Origin of the sequence: Shewanella sp. SW24 (genome assembly GCF_025653395.1) — a bacterium.
GTDB lineage: Bacteria > Pseudomonadota > Gammaproteobacteria > Enterobacterales > Shewanellaceae > Shewanella > Shewanella oncorhynchi.
Window position 1 is genome coordinate 40,155 of record NZ_JAKKSH010000005.1, and the last position, 17,336, is coordinate 57,490.

Below are 17,336 nucleotides of genomic sequence, written 5' to 3' on the forward strand. Positions count from 1 at the left end.
GCTTGCCCCCAGCTTGGCAAACTTCTATGTCCAATCCTATGCATAGTTAATCCACGTATAGGATTTGACACAGTTTGTTTAACCACTTTTCATTCATTAATCGTGTTGAACCTAGAGTTTGAGCGTATCTACGCCTCATTTTCGGGTGGAGAAGTACTATGGCAATCACCTCGAGCGTCACCAATAAACCGACAACAAAGACGCAAGAAAAAGTACTGCTCAAGATTGAGCGGGTAAGCAAATTATTCGATGACGTGCGGGCTGTCGACGATGTGTCATTAACTATCAATAAAGGCGAAATTTTTGCCTTACTTGGCGGGTCAGGCTCGGGTAAGTCAACACTACTGCGCATGTTGGCGGGTTTTGAAAAGCCCACCTCTGGCCGTATTTTCCTTGATGGGGAAGATATCACCGATTTACCGCCATACGAACGTCCCATCAATATGATGTTTCAATCCTATGCTTTGTTTCCCCACATGACAGTGGCACAAAACATTGCATTTGGTTTGAAGCAAGATAAGCTGCCTAAAGCCGAAATTGAACAGCGTGTGCAAGATATGCTGAAACTCGTGCATATGGAGCAATACGGTAAGCGTAAACCGCATCAGTTATCCGGTGGTCAGCGCCAGCGTGTTGCACTGGCCCGTTCATTGGCGAAACGACCTAAATTATTACTGCTCGATGAGCCTATGGGCGCATTGGATAAAAAACTGCGTACCCAAATGCAGCTAGAAGTGGTTGAAATCCTTGAGCGTGTCGGCGTGACCTGTGTGATGGTGACCCACGATCAGGAAGAAGCCATGACAATGGCTGGTCGAATTTCGATCATGAGTGATGGCTGGATTGCTCAAACTGGCTCGCCAATGGATATTTACGAAAGCCCGAACAGTCGTATGATTGCCGAGTTTATCGGTACTGTGAATTTGTTTGGTGGCGCGATTGAAGTAGATGAAGTCGACCATTTGATCATTAAGTCCAATGATTTGGCCCAACCTTTCTATGTCGGTTATGGCGTCACGACTAACGTTGAAGATAAGAATGTTTGGTTAGCAGTGCGTCCCGAAAAGACCATTATTAGCCGTGAACAGCCTGAAGGTCAGTACAACTGGGCAAAAGGAATCGTGCATGATATCGCTTATTTAGGCGGTATTTCAGTCTATTACATTCGTTTAGAGAATGGTCAAATCGTACAGTGCAGTATGACTAACCGTGAACGCCGCGCCGATCATGCCACATGGGATGACGAAGTGTTCATTAGTTGGGAGGACACCAGTGGCGTGGTGTTGAGATCATGAAGAAACCCATTAAATTAAAGTGGCTTAAGGGCCGCTTCTGGACCATAGGTATTCCCTACGCTTGGCTGCTGCTGTTTTTTGCCTTACCGTTTGCGATTGTCCTTAAACTGAGTTTTTCGACGGCGGCGATTGCTATCCCGCCCTATGAAGCAACATTCCAATATGCTGACGATGTATTAAATATCTTCCTGCATTTGGGTAACTATTTGATGTTGCTCGATGATTCGCTATATTACATGGCTTATCTCAGCTCATTGAAAATGGCGTTAATTTCGACCTTGGGCTGCTTGATTATTGGCTACCCAATGGCCTATGCCATTGCCCGTGCCCCTGCGCGGTTGCAAACCGTGCTGCTGCTGTTAGTTATGTTGCCTTCTTGGACCTCATTTTTAATCCGTGTTTACGCTTGGATGGGGATCTTAAGTAACACTGGTATTATCAATAATTCACTGATGTGGTTGGGGATTATTTCTGAGCCGTTACAGATCCTCAATACCAATATTGCCGTGTATATCGGCATCATCTATGCGTATTTACCCTTTATGATTCTGCCCTTGTACGCCACCTTAGTGAAACTTGATATGAGTTTGATTGAAGCTGCGTCTGACTTGGGTTCAAGCCGTTTGAATACCTTCTGGAAAATTACTTTCCCGCTGTCAAAAAGTGGTGTGATTGCTGGTTCTATGCTGGTGTTTATTCCTGCCGTGGGTGAGTTTGTGATCCCAGAGCTACTCGGTGGTCCCGATTCCTTGATGATAGGTCGAGTGTTATGGCAAGAGTTTTTCAATAACCGCGACTGGCCTGTGGCTTCGTCACTGGCGATTGTGATGCTGGGCTTATTGATTATTCCGATCACTTTATTCCATCGCTATCAGGCGCGTAGTTTGGAGAAAGACCTATGAAAAAATTAAGCTTTTCTTCAGTGATGCTCTGGTTTGGCTTGTTTTTCTTGTATGCACCTATGTTAGTGCTGGTGATTTATTCCTTTAACGACTCTAAATTAGTGACGGTATGGGGCGGATTTTCACCTAAATGGTATGGCGAGTTATTTCAAGACCAACAGATTTTAGATGCAGTATGGACCAGCCTGCGGATAGCGTTTTATAGCTCAACTATGGCAGTCATTATCGGCACTATGGCAGCCTTTGTGATGACACGCTTTAAGCGTTCATGGGCAAAACTGACCCTGTCGAACATGATTACTGCACCGCTGGTAATGCCTGAAGTGATCACTGGTCTGTCTTTGCTTTTACTGTTTGTGCACATGGCAGATTTGTTGGGCTGGCCTAGGGAGCGTGGCATGATGACAGTGTGGATTGCACACTCAACATTTTGTGCTGCCTATGTGGCTGTGGTGGTGTCTTCAAGATTGCGCGAGCTTGATATGTCAATCGAAGAGGCGGCAATGGACTTAGGGGCAACACCGCTCAAGACTTTCTTCTTGATCACTGTGCCTATGATTTCGCCGGCGCTGGTGGCGGGTTGGTTGTTGTCATTCAGTTTGTCCTTAGACGATTTAGTGATCGCAAGTTTTGCCTCAGGCCCTGGTGCAACGACCTTGCCTATGGTGGTGTTCTCTTCTGTACGTTTAGGGGTTTCTCCTAAGATCAATGCCTTAGCGACGCTGATCATACTGTGTGTTTCACTCATCGCTTTCCTTTCTTGGTATATGGCAAGACGGGCAGAGAAACGCGACCGTACACCAATGAACTAGTTAGCTTAATTTTGGGATGGCTTTGGTATTGCCAAAGCCATCCTTGATATTTGTCACCGCTCCCATCACCCGCTTTGCTTTGCAGGCTAGTCCTGTTACTCAAGATCACCAGAATTGAATCACTGAGCTAAAAATAATCTCGTGTTTGATATATCAAACAAAATGTAAATTATTGCGCTTTTCTGGCTAGTGTTTCGTTTTATGAAGGTGTAGGATGTGATGGCTGTTTAAAATAATGAACATTAGAATTCAAGGGAACAACATGTCTGCCATAGCTCACGCTGGATCATATTATGCGGCATCGGCCAACGATAAGGTTGAACGTCCGCGTCTACAGGAATCGATTGAAGCCGATGTTTGTGTGATTGGCGCAGGTTATACAGGCCTTTCTGCCGCGCTGCATTTATTAGAATCGGGCATGAGTGTGGTGGTGTTAGAAGCCGCTCGCATAGGTTGGGGCGCCTCGGGCCGTAATGGCGGACAAATCGTTAATAGTTATAGCCGTGACATTGATACTATTGAAAAAACAGTTGGTAAAGAACAAGGTAAACTCTTTGGCCAAATGGCCTTTGAGGGCGGGCAAATCATCCGCGATCGTATTGCTAAGTATAATATTCAATGCGATCTAAAAGATGGCGGCGTGTTTGCCGCGATGAACGAAAAGCAAATGGGCCATCTACGCCATCAAAAACAACTGTGGGAAAGCCACGGCCATGTTAATCAGCTCGAACTTCTCGATGCTAAAGGTATTCGCGGTGTGGTAAATACTGAGCGTTATGTCGGTGGTCTACTCGATAAAAGCGGTGGCCATATTCACCCGCTTAATTTAGCCCTAGGCGAAGCGCGCGCGGTTGAATCCCTCGGCGGTAAAATTTTTGAAGACTCAGCAGTGCTGAGTGTCGATGAGGGCGATAGCCCAGTGGTGCATACGGCGCAGGGCAGCGTCAAAGCCAAATTTGTGGTCGTGGCGGGTAACGCCTATTTAGGTAAGTTAATGCCAGAGCTGCAGGCGAAATCTATGCCCTGCGGTACGCAAGTCATTACCACTGAGCCATTGAGTGCCGATCTGGCGGCGAGCTTATTACCACAGGATTACTGCGTCGAAGACTGTAACTATCTGCTCGATTATTTCCGCCTGTCTGGCGACAAGCGGATGATTTACGGTGGCGGCGTGGTGTATGGCGCCCGCGATCCGGCGGACATTAAATCCATCATTATTCCGAATATGCTCAAAACCTTCCCGCAATTAAAGGATGTGAAAATCGATTATGCCTGGACAGGTAACTTCCTCCTGACGTTATCGCGTCTGCCACAGGTCGGCCGTATCGGTAAAAATATTTATTATTCACAGGGTTGCAGTGGCCACGGTGTCACTTATACCCATCTGGCGGGCAAGTTACTGGCCGAAATGCTCAACGGCCAAGCCACGCGCTTCGATGCCTTTGCTGGATTGCCACATTATCCTTTCCCCGGCGGTCACGCACTTCGCGTCCCTTTTAGTGCTATCGGAGCTTGGTATTACACGTTAAGAGACAAACTGGGTCTCTAACATCATCACTTTTAAGAAGCTAGGTAGCTTCACAATACGAGGAAATCCTTGTGCAATTAAATGATCCGAGTTTGCTACGTCAACAGTCTTTTATTAATGGTCAATGGTGTGATGCCGTTTCTGGTGACACGCTAAAGGTGGTTAATCCCGCAACCAATGCCGTGATTGGCTACGTTCCTAATATGGGACAAGTTGAAACTGAAATGGCGATTAAGGCGGCAGAAGCGGCTTTACCTGCATGGCGAGCGCTCACAGCCAAAGAGCGTGGCGCTAAGTTAAGGCGTTGGTTTGAATTACTCAATGAAAATAGTGATGACTTAGCATTGCTCATGACGACTGAGCAGGGTAAACCGCTGGCAGAAGCGAAAGGTGAAGTAACCTATGCCGCTTCGTTTATCGAGTGGTTTGCCGAAGAAGCGAAGCGTATTTATGGCGATACCATTCCTGGGCATCAAGGGGATAAACGCTTGATGGTAATTAAGCAGCCTGTCGGTGTAACTGCCGCGATTACGCCGTGGAACTTTCCTGCTGCGATGATCACCCGCAAAGCCGCTCCAGCGTTAGCTGCGGGTTGCACTATGGTGGTAAAACCTGCGCACCAAACACCCTTTACCGCATTAGCGATGGCTGAACTCGCTAAGCGTGCCGGTATTCCTGCGGGCGTATTTAGTGTGTTAACGGGTGATGCGGTGCAGATTGGTAATGAAATGTGTGCTAATCCCATAGTGCGTAAATTATCCTTCACGGGCTCAACCAATATCGGTATTAAATTAATGGCGCAATGCGCGCCTACCTTAAAAAAATTGTCGCTAGAGCTTGGCGGCAATGCACCATTTATCGTATTTAACGATGCCAATATCGATGCCGCTGTCGAAGGCGCCATGATAGCTAAATATCGTAATGCCGGCCAAACCTGCGTCTGCGCTAACCGCATTTATGTGCAAGACGGTGTATACGACGAGTTTGCCTTAAAACTTAGCACTGCTGTTGGCAAGCTTAAGGTTGGAGAGGGCATCAACGAGGGCATCACTACGGGCCCGTTGATCAATGCCGCTGCGGTCGAAAAAGTGCAGAGTCACCTTATCGATGCTATCGCTAAAGGCGCCTCTGTGATCGCGGGCGGCAAAGTTCATGATCTTGGCGGTAATTTCTTCGAGCCAACCGTGCTCACCAATGTCGATAAAAGCATGCTTGTTGCCCGCGAAGAAACCTTTGGTCCACTCGCGCCGCTGTTTAAATTCAGCGATGTCGACGATGTGATTAAACAAGCTAATGATACTGAATTTGGCCTCGCCGCCTATTTCTATGGCCGCGATATTTCATTGGTGTGGAAAGTCGCCGAAGCCTTGGAATATGGCATGGTTGGGGTCAACACTGGCTTGATTTCGACGGAAGTCGCGCCCTTTGGTGGGATGAAATCTTCAGGGCTTGGCCGTGAAGGCTCTAAGTTCGGTATCGAAGAATATCTAGAAATTAAATATATCTGTATGTCCGTTTAATACGGCCCGATTTGGCGAGTGAGGAAGACTAAATGACAACAACCAATGATTCATTGATGGCACGTCGCCAAGCCGCAGTTGCGGGTGGTGTCGGGCAAATTCACCCTATTTTTACCGCCCGAGCCGAAAATGCGACTGTGTGGGATGTTGAAGGTCGCGAGTTTATCGATTTTGCGGGTGGCATTGCCGTGCTCAATACGGGCCACCTTCATCCTAAGGTTAAGGCGGCGGTTGCTGCTCAGCTGGATAATTTTTCCCATACCTGTTTTATGGTGCTCGGCTACGAGAGCTATATCCAAGTATGTGAAAAGCTCAATCAACTGGTTCCTGGGGATTTTGCCAAGAAGACGGCACTATTCACTAGTGGTTCAGAAGCGGTTGAAAACGCAGTTAAAGTGGCGCGTGCCTATACCAAACGTGCTGGTGTGATTGCGTTTACCTCGGGCTACCATGGTCGCACTATTGCGGCTTTGGCATTGACCGGAAAAGTCGCGCCTTACAGTAAAGGTATGGGGCTGATGTCGGCGAATGTGTTCCGCGCTGAGTTCCCGTGCGAAATGCATGGCGTGTCCGATGATGATGCTATGGCCTCGATTGAACGTATCTTTAAAAATGATGCCGAGCCGAGTGATATCGCCGCCATTATTTTAGAGCCAGTGCAGGGCGAGGGCGGTTTCTACGCCGCATCGCCCGCTTTTATGCAACGTTTACGCGCACTATGCGACCGTGAAGGCATCATGCTTATCGCCGATGAAGTGCAAACAGGCGCGGGCCGTACTGGCACTTTCTTCGCTATGGAGCAAATGGGGGTTGCTGCAGATATCACGACCTTTGCTAAATCTATTGCGGGTGGTTTTCCACTCTCGGGTATTACCGGCCGCGCCCAAGTCATGGATGCAGTGGGTCCCGGTGGTCTTGGCGGTACTTATGGTGGTAATCCGTTAGCGTGCGCCGCTGCGCTTGCTGTCATTGAAGTGTTTGAAGAAGAAAAGTTGCTAGAAAGGGCTAATGCCATTGGTGAGCGCATTAAGTCTGCCCTAAATGTGATGCAGGTCGAACATCCACAAATCGCCGATGTGCGTGGTTTAGGCGCTATGATCGCCATCGAATTGATGGAAGAGGGTAAACCTGCACCGCACTATTGCGCGCAAGTGTTGGCTGAAGCTCGTAACCGTGGATTGATTTTATTATCTTGCGGTACTTACGGTAATGTGCTGCGTATTTTGGTGCCATTAACGGCGCCGGATGCACAAATTGATGCAGGCCTTGGTATTCTTAACGCCAGCTTTAATGCCGTACTGAAAAGCTAATATCACTTTGATATAAAAACAGTTTTAGATAAAAGCTTTGCCCAATAAAAATCCCGCTTCGGCGGGATTTTTATTGGGGGCGATTGTTTTGGAATTGGCTGTTTTTACTGCCAGTGACTTTTAGTACCTATGACGGTTACTGAATCGCTACTTTTTAATCTCCATTAGGATCTGTAATGCTTTTTTGCGTTTATCAAGGTCATACAAGTCGTTGGTAAAAATAAACTCATTCACGCCGAGTTCTTTTACGATCATTTCCAAACGATGCTTAATCGTCGCTGGGCCACCAGTAACGGATAAACCTAAGAAATTATCGACATAGGTTTCTTCTTGCACACTCCATAAGCCATCCATAGTGTTAACCGGTGGCTTTAGCCATAACTCGTGACCACGGATAAGTGCCAGCACGCGCTGTTTTGAGGTCGTGCCCAAATATTGCGCCTCTTCATCTGTATCGGCGGCAACTAACGGTAAGCCAAGCATCACATACGGCTTATCAAGCACTTGAGAAGGTTTAAAGTCGCGGCGATAGATTTCAATCGCATCGTAGAGAAAACGTGGTGCAAAGTGACCCGCAAACACATAGGGTAAACCGCGCTGCGCCGCTAACTGTGCGCTAAAGAGACTCGAGCCCAATAACCAAATTGGCACATTAGTGCCTTCTCCGGGAATCGCTCGCACCGCATGGCGACCATTGTAAGGGCCAAGTAGAGTTTGTAATTCACTGACTTCTTCGGGGAATTGTTCGGCGCGACTGGTATCACGGTTCAGTGCTCGACTGGTAATTTGATCGCTGCCGGGCGCGCGGCCCAGTCCTAAATCGATTCGACCAGGATATAAGCTTTCAAGGGTACCGAACTGTTCGGCGACCACTAAAGGCGCATGGTTTGGCAGCATAATCCCACCCGCGCCGACGCGAATACGCTGAGTATTGCCAGCAATATAGCCAATTAATACCGAGGTCGCCGCGCTAGCGATACCGGGCATATTATGGTGTTCGGCAAACCAAAAACGATTAAAGCCGAGTCTGTCGGCTTCCTTGGCATACTGCAAACTGCTGTGCAGCGTTTCACCCACGGTTGAGCCTTGGCGCATGGGCGCGAGTTCCAATAGCGAGAAGGGAATATCGGCCAATATTGATGTCTGTTGTGACATAGTGTCTCCAAGTGACTGCCGTTTTTGCTAGCAACAACAAGAGGCGCTAACTGTGTTAGGCGTATTGTTTGTTGCATTGCTAGCTAGGCTCATTGCTAAGAAAAAGCGTTAACGGCTCAGTCTTGATGAATAAAAGGTATTCAGTGTTATTGATATGGGGCTAAGTTCCGTGCTTCTCAAGCTTGAACGGCTAACTCTTTTCCCTTCGTTATTTCATTAGTCATGTCAATTTGAGTTTGTACTTGAGCAGCGCTATTAAACCGAGTGCGTCCGAGTTCATACTTTCTTTGTAACAAATCGAGACGGTGAAGTCATCCCTGTATGAGGGCCGATAATGTGGAACTGAAGTTCTTATTCTCAGCAACTCAGCGCTAAGCCAGTCACAGTGGGATTGCATGACTTTCGCTAAAGCTCATTTGGCTATGAGTAGCAATATAAGGGTATAAACGATGTTGAATGAAGTGATAAAAAAACTGCCGATAGCAGGGCTATCGGCAGTTAATGTTATGCAATAGATAAATCGCTATTGTCAGTCGAGCATTACTGCTCGGCTTTCACATCCCGTAGCGATGCTGCAGCACTTTCATTAATATCATGATCAGCCGCATTGCTATGTGAATGGTGAGTCTCAGTCAGGCGACGCATCAGAGGTAATACCGCAAGTGCGATAAAGGTACAGACCACAGCGGCTATACCTAGTTTATTAAACAGACTTGTGTATACGGGTAAGGTTTGCAGTGGGTCGACTAAATCCTTGGGTACACTGGCGAAGTTAGCAACCACACCGCCTAAATACTGGGAAATACCTGATGCGACGAAATAGGCACCCATCATAAAGCCGCCCATGCGTGCAGGTACGTAACGAGCAATCATGGCAAGTCCAAGACCACTCACCAGCAATTCCCCTAAAGAGTAAGAGGCATAGCCCCAGATCATGATCCATGAAGAGGTTTTACCATTGACGGCAAATTGGCCCGCAAAGCCATAGATAAAGAAGCCAATCGCCACAACGGCAAAACCGAGAGCAAATTTCGCCGCGATAGAAAAGTCTTTATCATTGCGTCCAGCCCACGAATAGCTCCATGCGAGTACTGGACTTAATACCATAATCCATAATGGATTTAATGCTTGGAACTGGGCAGGTGACCAAGTCCACAAGTGGGTACCAAAAACTTGAAAATCCCAATCCACGTTACGCAGGGCAAACAGCGCGAGTGACGTTGACATTTGTTGATAGAAAATAAAGAAGAACACAGTTTGCACGGTAAGGATCAGTGCTGCAATCAGTCCAGCTCTTTCACTGGTTTCGCTGGTGCGGATCAAGTGGAAGAAGATTGCCAATACGGCTACGCCTGCTGCATAAACGAAGACGCGCGCAACAGCTTCGTATTCAAGAATAATGGCTGAAGCGACAACCGACAATGCGGATAGACCCAATACAATCGCGAGGTTTTTCTTGTTCACTGGGCGAGTATCTGGCTCAGAACCGTAATGGACTAGACTCTTACGCATGAGTGCATAGTTACCTAACCCCACCAATATACCGACACAGCACACAGCAAAGGCCGCGTGCCAGCCAAATTCGTTGCCATATTGGGCGTTAACGTAATCTTTAATCCAAGGCGTGAGCAACATAGAGAAGGTCGAACCCACGTTTACCGCCATGTAATAGATGGTAAAAGCACTGTCGATTTTAGAATCGTCACCTTCATAGATTTTACGGACTAAGTTACCCGCATTCGGCTTGAATAGGCCGTTACCGACCACAATCACGCCGAGCGCTGAAAACATAAACCACGTATTTTCAGTGGGTACGGCCATTAGCGCATAACCCAGAGAGAGGATCCCCGCACCGAGCAGCATAGTGCGTTTGGTGCCGAGAATTTTATCCCCAACCCAGCCACCAATCGCTGGTGATACATAAATAAGTGCCGCACAGGCACTCCATACTAAGTTTGCACGTGAGTCATCAAAGCCAAGGCGCTGCACCATAAAGTACACAATCAGCGCTTGCATGCCGTAATAACCAAAGCGTTCCCATAATTCGATAAGAGACACTGTCATAAATGAATGTGTTTTACTTACCGGAGCAGTCCCAATAGTCATATCGCTTGCTTCCAACATTGTTGTTTTAATATTTGAGCTCAAAAGTATAAGGCGATAACCAATTCAAACCAATGGCAGACATAGGCAAAAACAGACTTTGTTACAAATGACCTTATCAATTTTAAGGTGGATTTAAGCGGAGACAGTTTTATCCAAGTTTTTCTGCTGCGGATAAATCAAGGAACATTCGCAGTACTATCGGATAAGCAGATAATGGCATGTGCGGGTATGCGCTATGGTGTATTTAAATACATTGAGGTTGATTGCTGTTTGTCCAGCAGGCATAGTGCGCTTGGAAATTCTAATGTAGATCACTTTAAAACGAAAAGTTCTACTTAGCAGCGTCTCTACAGTTGCAGATATGCATCAGGTTGTTAATGCACCGCTTTGCGTTAAATATATTTAAACGGAGTATATGAATGTTACGAATTGGTATCGATCTTGGTGGCACAAAAATCGAGGTAGTCGCATTAGATAGCGATGGTAACGAAGTCTTTCGTAAACGCATCCCGACACCGAGAGAATATGTTGCGACAGTCAATGCTTTGGTTGCATTGGTAACTGAAGTCGAAGACAGCCTGCAGCAAACCGCCACTATCGGAATAGGTATTCCTGGGGTTGTTTCTCCTTTTACTGGCCTAGTAAAAAACGCTAATTCAACTTGGATCAATGGTCATCCACTTGATGTGGATCTGGGGACTCGATTAAATCGTAAAGTAAAAATTGCTAATGATGCGAACTGTTTTGCCGTATCAGAAGCGGTAGATGGCGCTGCCGCAGGAAAGTCCGTTGTATTTGGTGCCATTATTGGAACGGGATGTGGTGCTGGTATCGCAATTAAAGGCCAAGTACATGACGGTGGCAATGGTATTGGTGGTGAGTGGGGCCATAATCCTTTACCGTGGATGAAAGCCGATGAATTTAATACCACGACGTGTTTTTGTGGTAATAGAGACTGTATCGAAACGTTTATATCTGGAACGGGTTTTGTTCGCGACTTTCGCGCTGCGGGCGGTGTTGCTGACAGCGGTATTGAAATTGCCCAAATGATGCAAGCGGGAGATCCGCTGGCAACTCAAGCATTTAACCGCTTTATTGATCGTTTAGCCCGTTCATTGGCCCATGTGATCAATATGATGGATCCTGATGTTATCGTCCTTGGCGGCGGCGTGTCTAACATCGATGCTATTTATACCGAATTACCGAAAATTTTGCCGCTCTATGTGGTTGGCCGAGAGTGCCACACACCTGTTGTTAAAAATTATTATGGTGCTTCATCGGGGGTGCGTGGCGCCGCTTGGTTGTGGGGACGCTAATCCTAGACTCAATCAAGAATAGTGTTTGATATTAAAGGCTGAATTCATTTATTTGAATTTGGCCTTTTTTTGATTTAGTCATTCAAAAGTTTTACATTCCATTGACAACTCTTTATCTTAAGTACTGGTAATTCTTACCCTAAGTGCTATTTTTAATGCTGTATAGAAAGTATAAAAATAAAGTAGATCAAAATAATTACGCTATTGTCGTTCTCTTGGGAGTTTACTAGATGAAGCATTTGTCCATCAGTACTAAGTTGTTGTGGATTACATCAGCATTATTTTTATCGATAGTGGCTATTTTATCTATCAGTTTATGGTGGACACTGTCGGCTCAAAACGCGCAATTATCGGATCAAGTTCAAAATACCCTACAAACTGAAACGCGGGATAAACTCGAAGCCCGCGCCGGTGAATATGGCGAAATGGTCGCTGGATTTATTAACGAAGCCTATCGTATTCCTTACTCTTTTGCCGGTATGGTGGAGAGTACGGCAGAAGAACTTCCCTTAAAGCGTGATCGTTTAGAACTCACTGTGGCGGCTGTGCTTAAGAAGAATGCGCAAGTTTCCTCCATGTATGCCCAGTTTGAACCTAATGGTTATGATGGGCTCGATACTGAGTTTCTGAATATTAATTCCAGCCACAGTGTTACGACATCAGGCGCCCTAGAGGTTTACTATACCCGTGATGACAATGGCACTGTTGCACATCAACAGGTTGAAGATTCGTCAGAAAAATACCTTACTAGCCTAAATGAATTTGGGATCCGTGATGCAGAATGGTATTTATGCGGTAAAGAAACCTTAAAGCCCTGTCTAATGGAGCCGTATTTATACGAAATCACTCCCGGTAATAAAGCATTAATGACCTCGCTAACTGTGCCTGTGCTTAAGCGTAAACAGTTTATCGGTGTGGTCGGTGTTGATTTAAACTTACCCGTCTTTCAAACCCTTATCGATAAGTTATCTAAGAGCCTCTACGATGGGCAAGCAAAAGTGACCTTATTAAGTACCCGAGGTTTAGTGGTTGCAGCAAGTCATTACAGTAAAAAGGCACGCCCTTTAGCTGAGTCAATAAATCCAGCTATTGCCTCACAAATCATCTCGTTACATAAGAACTCGGGTTACATGGTTAACGATGATGAAATTATTGTTGCCTACCCAATTAAGATCCCTTTAGCGAATGCCGAGTGGTCCTTAGTGATCCAAGTGCCGACTGCGCAGGCGTACAAGAGTTCGATTGTGTTAAATAATGACATGGATGAAATGGCAACTTCCTTGGGAAGTTTGTTGCTCATGGTCGGTGTTGTCGTGTCGATTGCTGCTGTGATTACGATTAGCCTAGTGATCCGTAGCATTATTTCACCCTTAAAGATGATCCAAGGCCGTGTAGAACACTTGGCAAGCGCTGATGGCGATTTAACGCAATCGATAGAAGTGGACTCCCATGCAGAGTTGATTGCGTTAGCAAAAGGTTTCAACTCCTTTATTTATAAACTGAAAAACCTGATTGCCGAGCTTAAAACCCTCGCGAGTCGTTCTCAGGAAGAAAGCCAAGCTTCAGCGAAAATTGCCCAGCTCACGCGTGATAGTGTCAATCGTCAATATGGTGAAATTGAGAGTGTGGTAACGGCCGTAAACCAAATGAGTGCCACCGCACTTGAGGTTGCTAAGGCGTCTGAGCAAACCGCTGCAGAAACAGAAGCTATGTCACGCAACATTCGTCACAGTGAAGAAAGTCTGACTAAGGCGATGGGCTTTGTGGCGACTATGTCTAAAGAGTCAATGGAAGCTAAGCTGGCCGTAAGTAAAGTCGCAGACAGCAGTATGAATATTAGTCGTATTCTTGAGGTGATCAGCTCCATTGCCGCACAAACAAACCTGCTGGCACTAAATGCGGCGATTGAGGCGGCGAGGGCGGGTGAACAAGGACGGGGTTTTGCTGTGGTGGCTGACGAAGTCCGTGCGCTGGCATCTAAGACTCAAAGCTCGACGAATGATATTAGTACTCTTATCGATGCACTGCAAAAAGAAGTTCAAAGTGCTTCTGGCATCATAGATAAAGGCGCTGAACGGGCACAAATGGCCGTATCTCAAACTGAGCAAGCGCTGAACTCATTGAACTCTATGGTGAGTCAGATTGAAGAAATTTCGGGCCAAGTGACCCATATCGCGGCAGCGGCAGAAGAGCAGAGCGCGGTGACTGAAGAGGTTAATCGCAATATTACAGGCATTTCTGATTCGGCTTCTGAACTTGCGCGTCTTGCGGGTGAAGCACAGCAAAGCAGTGTAGTTTTAGCAAACTTAGTGAAGCAGCAACATGAGCAGTTAGGCAAGTTAAAAACCTAGCACCAGAGGTTTGTTGAATTAGTTCATTGATTTTAAATAGGCTCTTTGATTGTGTTGCTGCTTAACACTTATCAAAGAGCCTATTTTATGGATATTTAAATAGCATCGAATAGGCTAAAAATTTAAAACAGTTCAGCGAGGGGAATGTGTAAATACACGGATATTGTGTGATAACTAGCGGAGATCAGTTTTTAGATACAAAAAAGCCCATTGGATCAATGGGCTTTTTTGTTGAATCGGGTGGTGGCCCCTCACGGACTTGAACCGTGGACCTAACGATTATGAGTCGATCCTGAATGATTTACCCGACCCGCGAAACCATGTTAAGTTGTTGATAATAAATATTTTTTGTATTTTTGGCAACTTAGGGTTTTGCATGGTTTTGCACTGTTTTGCATGTATCATGTGCGATAGGTGTGCGATCAAATTTCATCAAATTGAAGTGAGATAGCACATGAATAAGACATTAAAAATTGCGTTTACCAATCAATCTATATCAAGTTTTTTGGCCTACTTAGGTTACAGAGTCTCTTCTACTAGGAAGAGATTAAAAGTTGTCCAAGAGTTTGAGGTGTATTTAAATAGTCAATTTACGTTTGCAGAACTAGCTGCTTTCCACGAGAGCATAGAAAGTTGGTGGGCGGGGAATTCTAAATACTTGGCTATAAATAGTCATGAGATAGCAGGTCTTTCAATTCGGCTTTACAAGTCTGAATTTACATTGAAAAATGAAAAGCTTACAGCGATAGGAGAATCTCTCGCGAGTGTTTATCTAAGGCAGCGTGATACGCTTTCTGCAGCGCTGAAAACAATAAAGCTTGGCAATTTGACCAATTCTAATTTTCAAGTTCTTCTGAAGGCTGCACAACACGTTAAAGCAGGAAATAATCTAGGGATAAAAATCGTCGACAAACAACGTGGAACATCCGCAAGTGGAGAGAGTAGTGTTTCCCTTAGGGATTTTTTATATGGAGAATATGTAGAGACAAAACGATATGAAAATCCAAAAACGGTAATGGTGAAGGTGGATATCATTTCACGTCATTTTGGGCATTTACTAGATAGCCCTATCGGTAATATTAATGCTGATTTGGTACGGCAGTGGATGAAATCTAAAGAGCGAAAGTTGACGAAAAGGCAGTTAGCTGCGGGTGATAGTCTTTGGACGTTGAGTCCTTCAACGATGAAAGAAGGTATTTGCACTTTTCGAGCCTGTATCCAGTTAGCAAAGGAAAAAGGTCTTATTAAAGATCATGATCTGTATAGCTTACCTAGAATAAGAGTCGATAATCAGGTCATTCGTTATCTATCTGACCATGAGGAATTAAGGCTGTATGCTGCAATTAACCAGCGCAACTCATTAAAACATGAGCAAAGAGCTAGGACGATTGAGCATAGGATATTACGCAGGCTAGAAACGCCAGCGCATCTCGAAAGTTGTCATTTTGTGGATCATGTTTCACCTTTTATTATTTTGTTCAAAGAGACGGGAATTAGGCCTGGTACGTTGTTCAATTCAAAATGGTCTGATGTTGACTTGGACTCAAAATTTTTCCGTATTCGAAAATCGATTGATAAACGCGGAATATCTAATGTAATTCCTTTAAATTCTCTGGCGTTGGAGACACTAAAAGAATGGCGTAAACATGGCATTCATAACGAATCTGCTAGTTATTTTAAGACCAGAATGGATGCTTGGTTATTTCCATCGCCAGCTAATCCTGAGCTTCAGCTCACCACAATAAAAAAATCATGGGACATGATTATTAAAGAGGCAAAAATTGAAAATTTTAGGCTGTACGATTTACGGCATGATTTTGCATCTAAAGTGATGATGCAGACTGGTAACATCTATATGGTTAGTCAGCTGCTAAACCATCAACAGATTGAGACAACTAAACGTTATGCACATTTGATGGATAGCTCAAGGTTTGAAGCTGTGAATACACTTGATAAATCAAGACAAGTGGGTGCATTACCTGACTTTCTTAAGTAAGTTAAGACACTGCTTCTATAGAACGTACTCTTCTATATTGTGAGAATGCAGATGTCTTATTATAATAATCATATTTTAATACAGTTACTTAGGTTGGTTTTGTTATGAATGGTAAGGCTATGCCAAAAATCGTATATGTTGATATGGACGATGTGCTTGTAAATTATACAGAAGCTGTAACCTTTAAAAAACTCCAGAAACCTGAGCAGGCATACCCTCAAGCTGAATTGGGTTTTTTCAGCTGCTTAGCCCCTAAAATAGGTGGCATTGCTGTGATGAAAAAGATGCTTGAACATCCAGAAATTGAACCTTATATAGCCACAGCGCCAAGTCTGCAAAATCCATTGTGTTATATGGAGAAGCGTATTTGGGTAGAGCAACACTTAGGCATGGAATATGTCAGTCGTCTTATCATCATTCCGAACAAAGGATTACTGAAGGGAGATATTCTTATCGACGACCACGTTGAAGGAAAGGGCCAAGAGTTTTTTAAGGGGGATTTGTGGCAGTTTGGTTCGATTCGCTTTCCAGACTGGAGTGCTGTTGAGATTGAATTATTTAATAACTTGCTTTGATGATTAAAGATCCTTTCAATTGTAGTTCTTGTTTTCACTGGAAACAGCTTTTTATCGATAGCCCTCGTTTGCTTATTGCCTGCGCTGATCTTGTTTCCATTGGAAACAAGCTAGTTTCTTAGTGATCAGCTGTAGCTATTTGTCTGAGCTATTCTTGTTTCCAGTGGAAACAAAGACCTTATTGATGTCTATTGTTCGCGGTTTTTAACGGCCGGATGACTTTTAGGAAACCGCTGGGTTGCGGCTACAGGTCGATTCAGCGGGTTTGTTTCCACTGGAAACAGCTTTTTATCGATGGCCCACGTAGGCTTACTGCCTGAGTTAATCTTGTTTCCAGTGGAAACAACTTTCTTGTCAAAGCCCAAGGTGGTTTTTGCCTGCGTGAATCTTGTTTCCACTGGAAACAAAGACCTCATTGATGTCTATTATTCGCGGTTTTTAACGGCCGGATGACTTTTAGGAAACCGCTG

General features: G+C 45.2%; 12 protein-coding genes. 10 read left to right on the forward strand and 2 right to left on the reverse strand.

Annotated elements, in window-relative coordinates:
* The first annotated feature begins 158 nt into the window (after positions 1-158).
* The 6 genes from potA to gabT all read left to right on the forward strand — a co-directional run bounded on the left by potA (position 159) and on the right by gabT (position 7,367).
* Positions 159-1,295, forward strand: a complete 1,137-nt coding sequence (potA, locus tag L5M17_RS06070; protein WP_028760881.1) for a polyamine ABC transporter ATP-binding protein — start codon at positions 159-161, stop codon at positions 1,293-1,295.
* Positions 1,292-2,197, forward strand: a complete 906-nt coding sequence (locus L5M17_RS06075) for an ABC transporter permease subunit (RefSeq protein ID WP_028760880.1) — start codon at positions 1,292-1,294, stop codon at positions 2,195-2,197. The genes potA and L5M17_RS06075 overlap by 4 nt, the downstream gene beginning before the upstream one ends.
* Positions 2,194-3,009 carry an ABC transporter permease subunit gene (locus tag L5M17_RS06080; protein WP_105249905.1) on the forward strand — a complete coding sequence of 272 codons (816 nt, stop codon included), beginning with the start codon at positions 2,194-2,196 and terminating at the stop codon, positions 3,007-3,009. The genes L5M17_RS06075 and L5M17_RS06080 overlap by 4 nt, the downstream gene beginning before the upstream one ends.
* A gap of 262 nt (positions 3,010-3,271) precedes the next feature.
* Positions 3,272-4,558 (forward strand): NAD(P)/FAD-dependent oxidoreductase, encoded by a 1,287-nt coding sequence (locus tag L5M17_RS06085; RefSeq protein ID WP_263146002.1) that lies wholly within the window; start codon positions 3,272-3,274, stop codon positions 4,556-4,558.
* 50 nt (positions 4,559-4,608) lie between these two features.
* Positions 4,609-6,057, forward strand: coding sequence for an NADP-dependent succinate-semialdehyde dehydrogenase (gabD, locus tag L5M17_RS06090; protein ID WP_263146005.1), 1,449 nt, complete (start codon positions 4,609-4,611; stop codon positions 6,055-6,057).
* Between the two features lie 32 nt (positions 6,058-6,089).
* Complete coding sequence (gabT, locus tag L5M17_RS06095) at positions 6,090-7,367, forward strand: 4-aminobutyrate--2-oxoglutarate transaminase (protein ID WP_263146007.1); 1,278 nt, start codon at positions 6,090-6,092, stop codon at positions 7,365-7,367.
* Positions 7,368-7,514: 147 nt separating this feature from the next.
* Here gabT and L5M17_RS06100 read toward each other — a convergent pair whose 3' ends face one another.
* Both L5M17_RS06100 and L5M17_RS06105 read right to left on the reverse strand, forming a co-directional pair.
* The gene (locus tag L5M17_RS06100; protein ID WP_263146009.1) at positions 7,515-8,522 is read right to left on the reverse strand and encodes an LLM class flavin-dependent oxidoreductase; all 1,008 of its coding nucleotides are present in this window, start codon (positions 8,520-8,522) and stop codon (positions 7,515-7,517) included.
* Positions 8,523-9,062: 540 nt separating this feature from the next.
* Positions 9,063-10,628 carry a peptide MFS transporter gene (locus tag L5M17_RS06105; protein WP_263146012.1) on the reverse strand — a complete coding sequence of 522 codons (1,566 nt, stop codon included), beginning with the start codon at positions 10,626-10,628 and terminating at the stop codon, positions 9,063-9,065.
* Positions 10,629-11,047: 419 nt separating this feature from the next.
* Between L5M17_RS06105 and mak the strand changes: the two genes are divergently transcribed.
* From mak to L5M17_RS06125, 4 genes are all read left to right on the forward strand, one after another.
* Positions 11,048-11,944 (forward strand): fructokinase, encoded by an 897-nt coding sequence (gene mak, locus L5M17_RS06110; protein ID WP_028760873.1) that lies wholly within the window; start codon positions 11,048-11,050, stop codon positions 11,942-11,944.
* Positions 11,945-12,174: 230 nt separating this feature from the next.
* Entirely contained in the window at positions 12,175-14,295 is a 2,121-nt protein-coding gene (locus L5M17_RS06115) for a methyl-accepting chemotaxis protein (protein WP_105249900.1), read from the forward strand.
* A 454-nt stretch (positions 14,296-14,749) separates the two neighbouring features.
* Positions 14,750-16,291, forward strand: coding sequence for a tyrosine-type recombinase/integrase (locus L5M17_RS06120; RefSeq protein ID WP_011846135.1), 1,542 nt, complete (start codon positions 14,750-14,752; stop codon positions 16,289-16,291).
* Positions 16,292-16,395: 104 nt separating this feature from the next.
* Positions 16,396-16,866 (forward strand): 5' nucleotidase, NT5C type, encoded by a 471-nt coding sequence (locus tag L5M17_RS06125; RefSeq protein WP_263146018.1) that lies wholly within the window; start codon positions 16,396-16,398, stop codon positions 16,864-16,866.
* Positions 16,867-17,336: the final 470 nt, after the last annotated feature.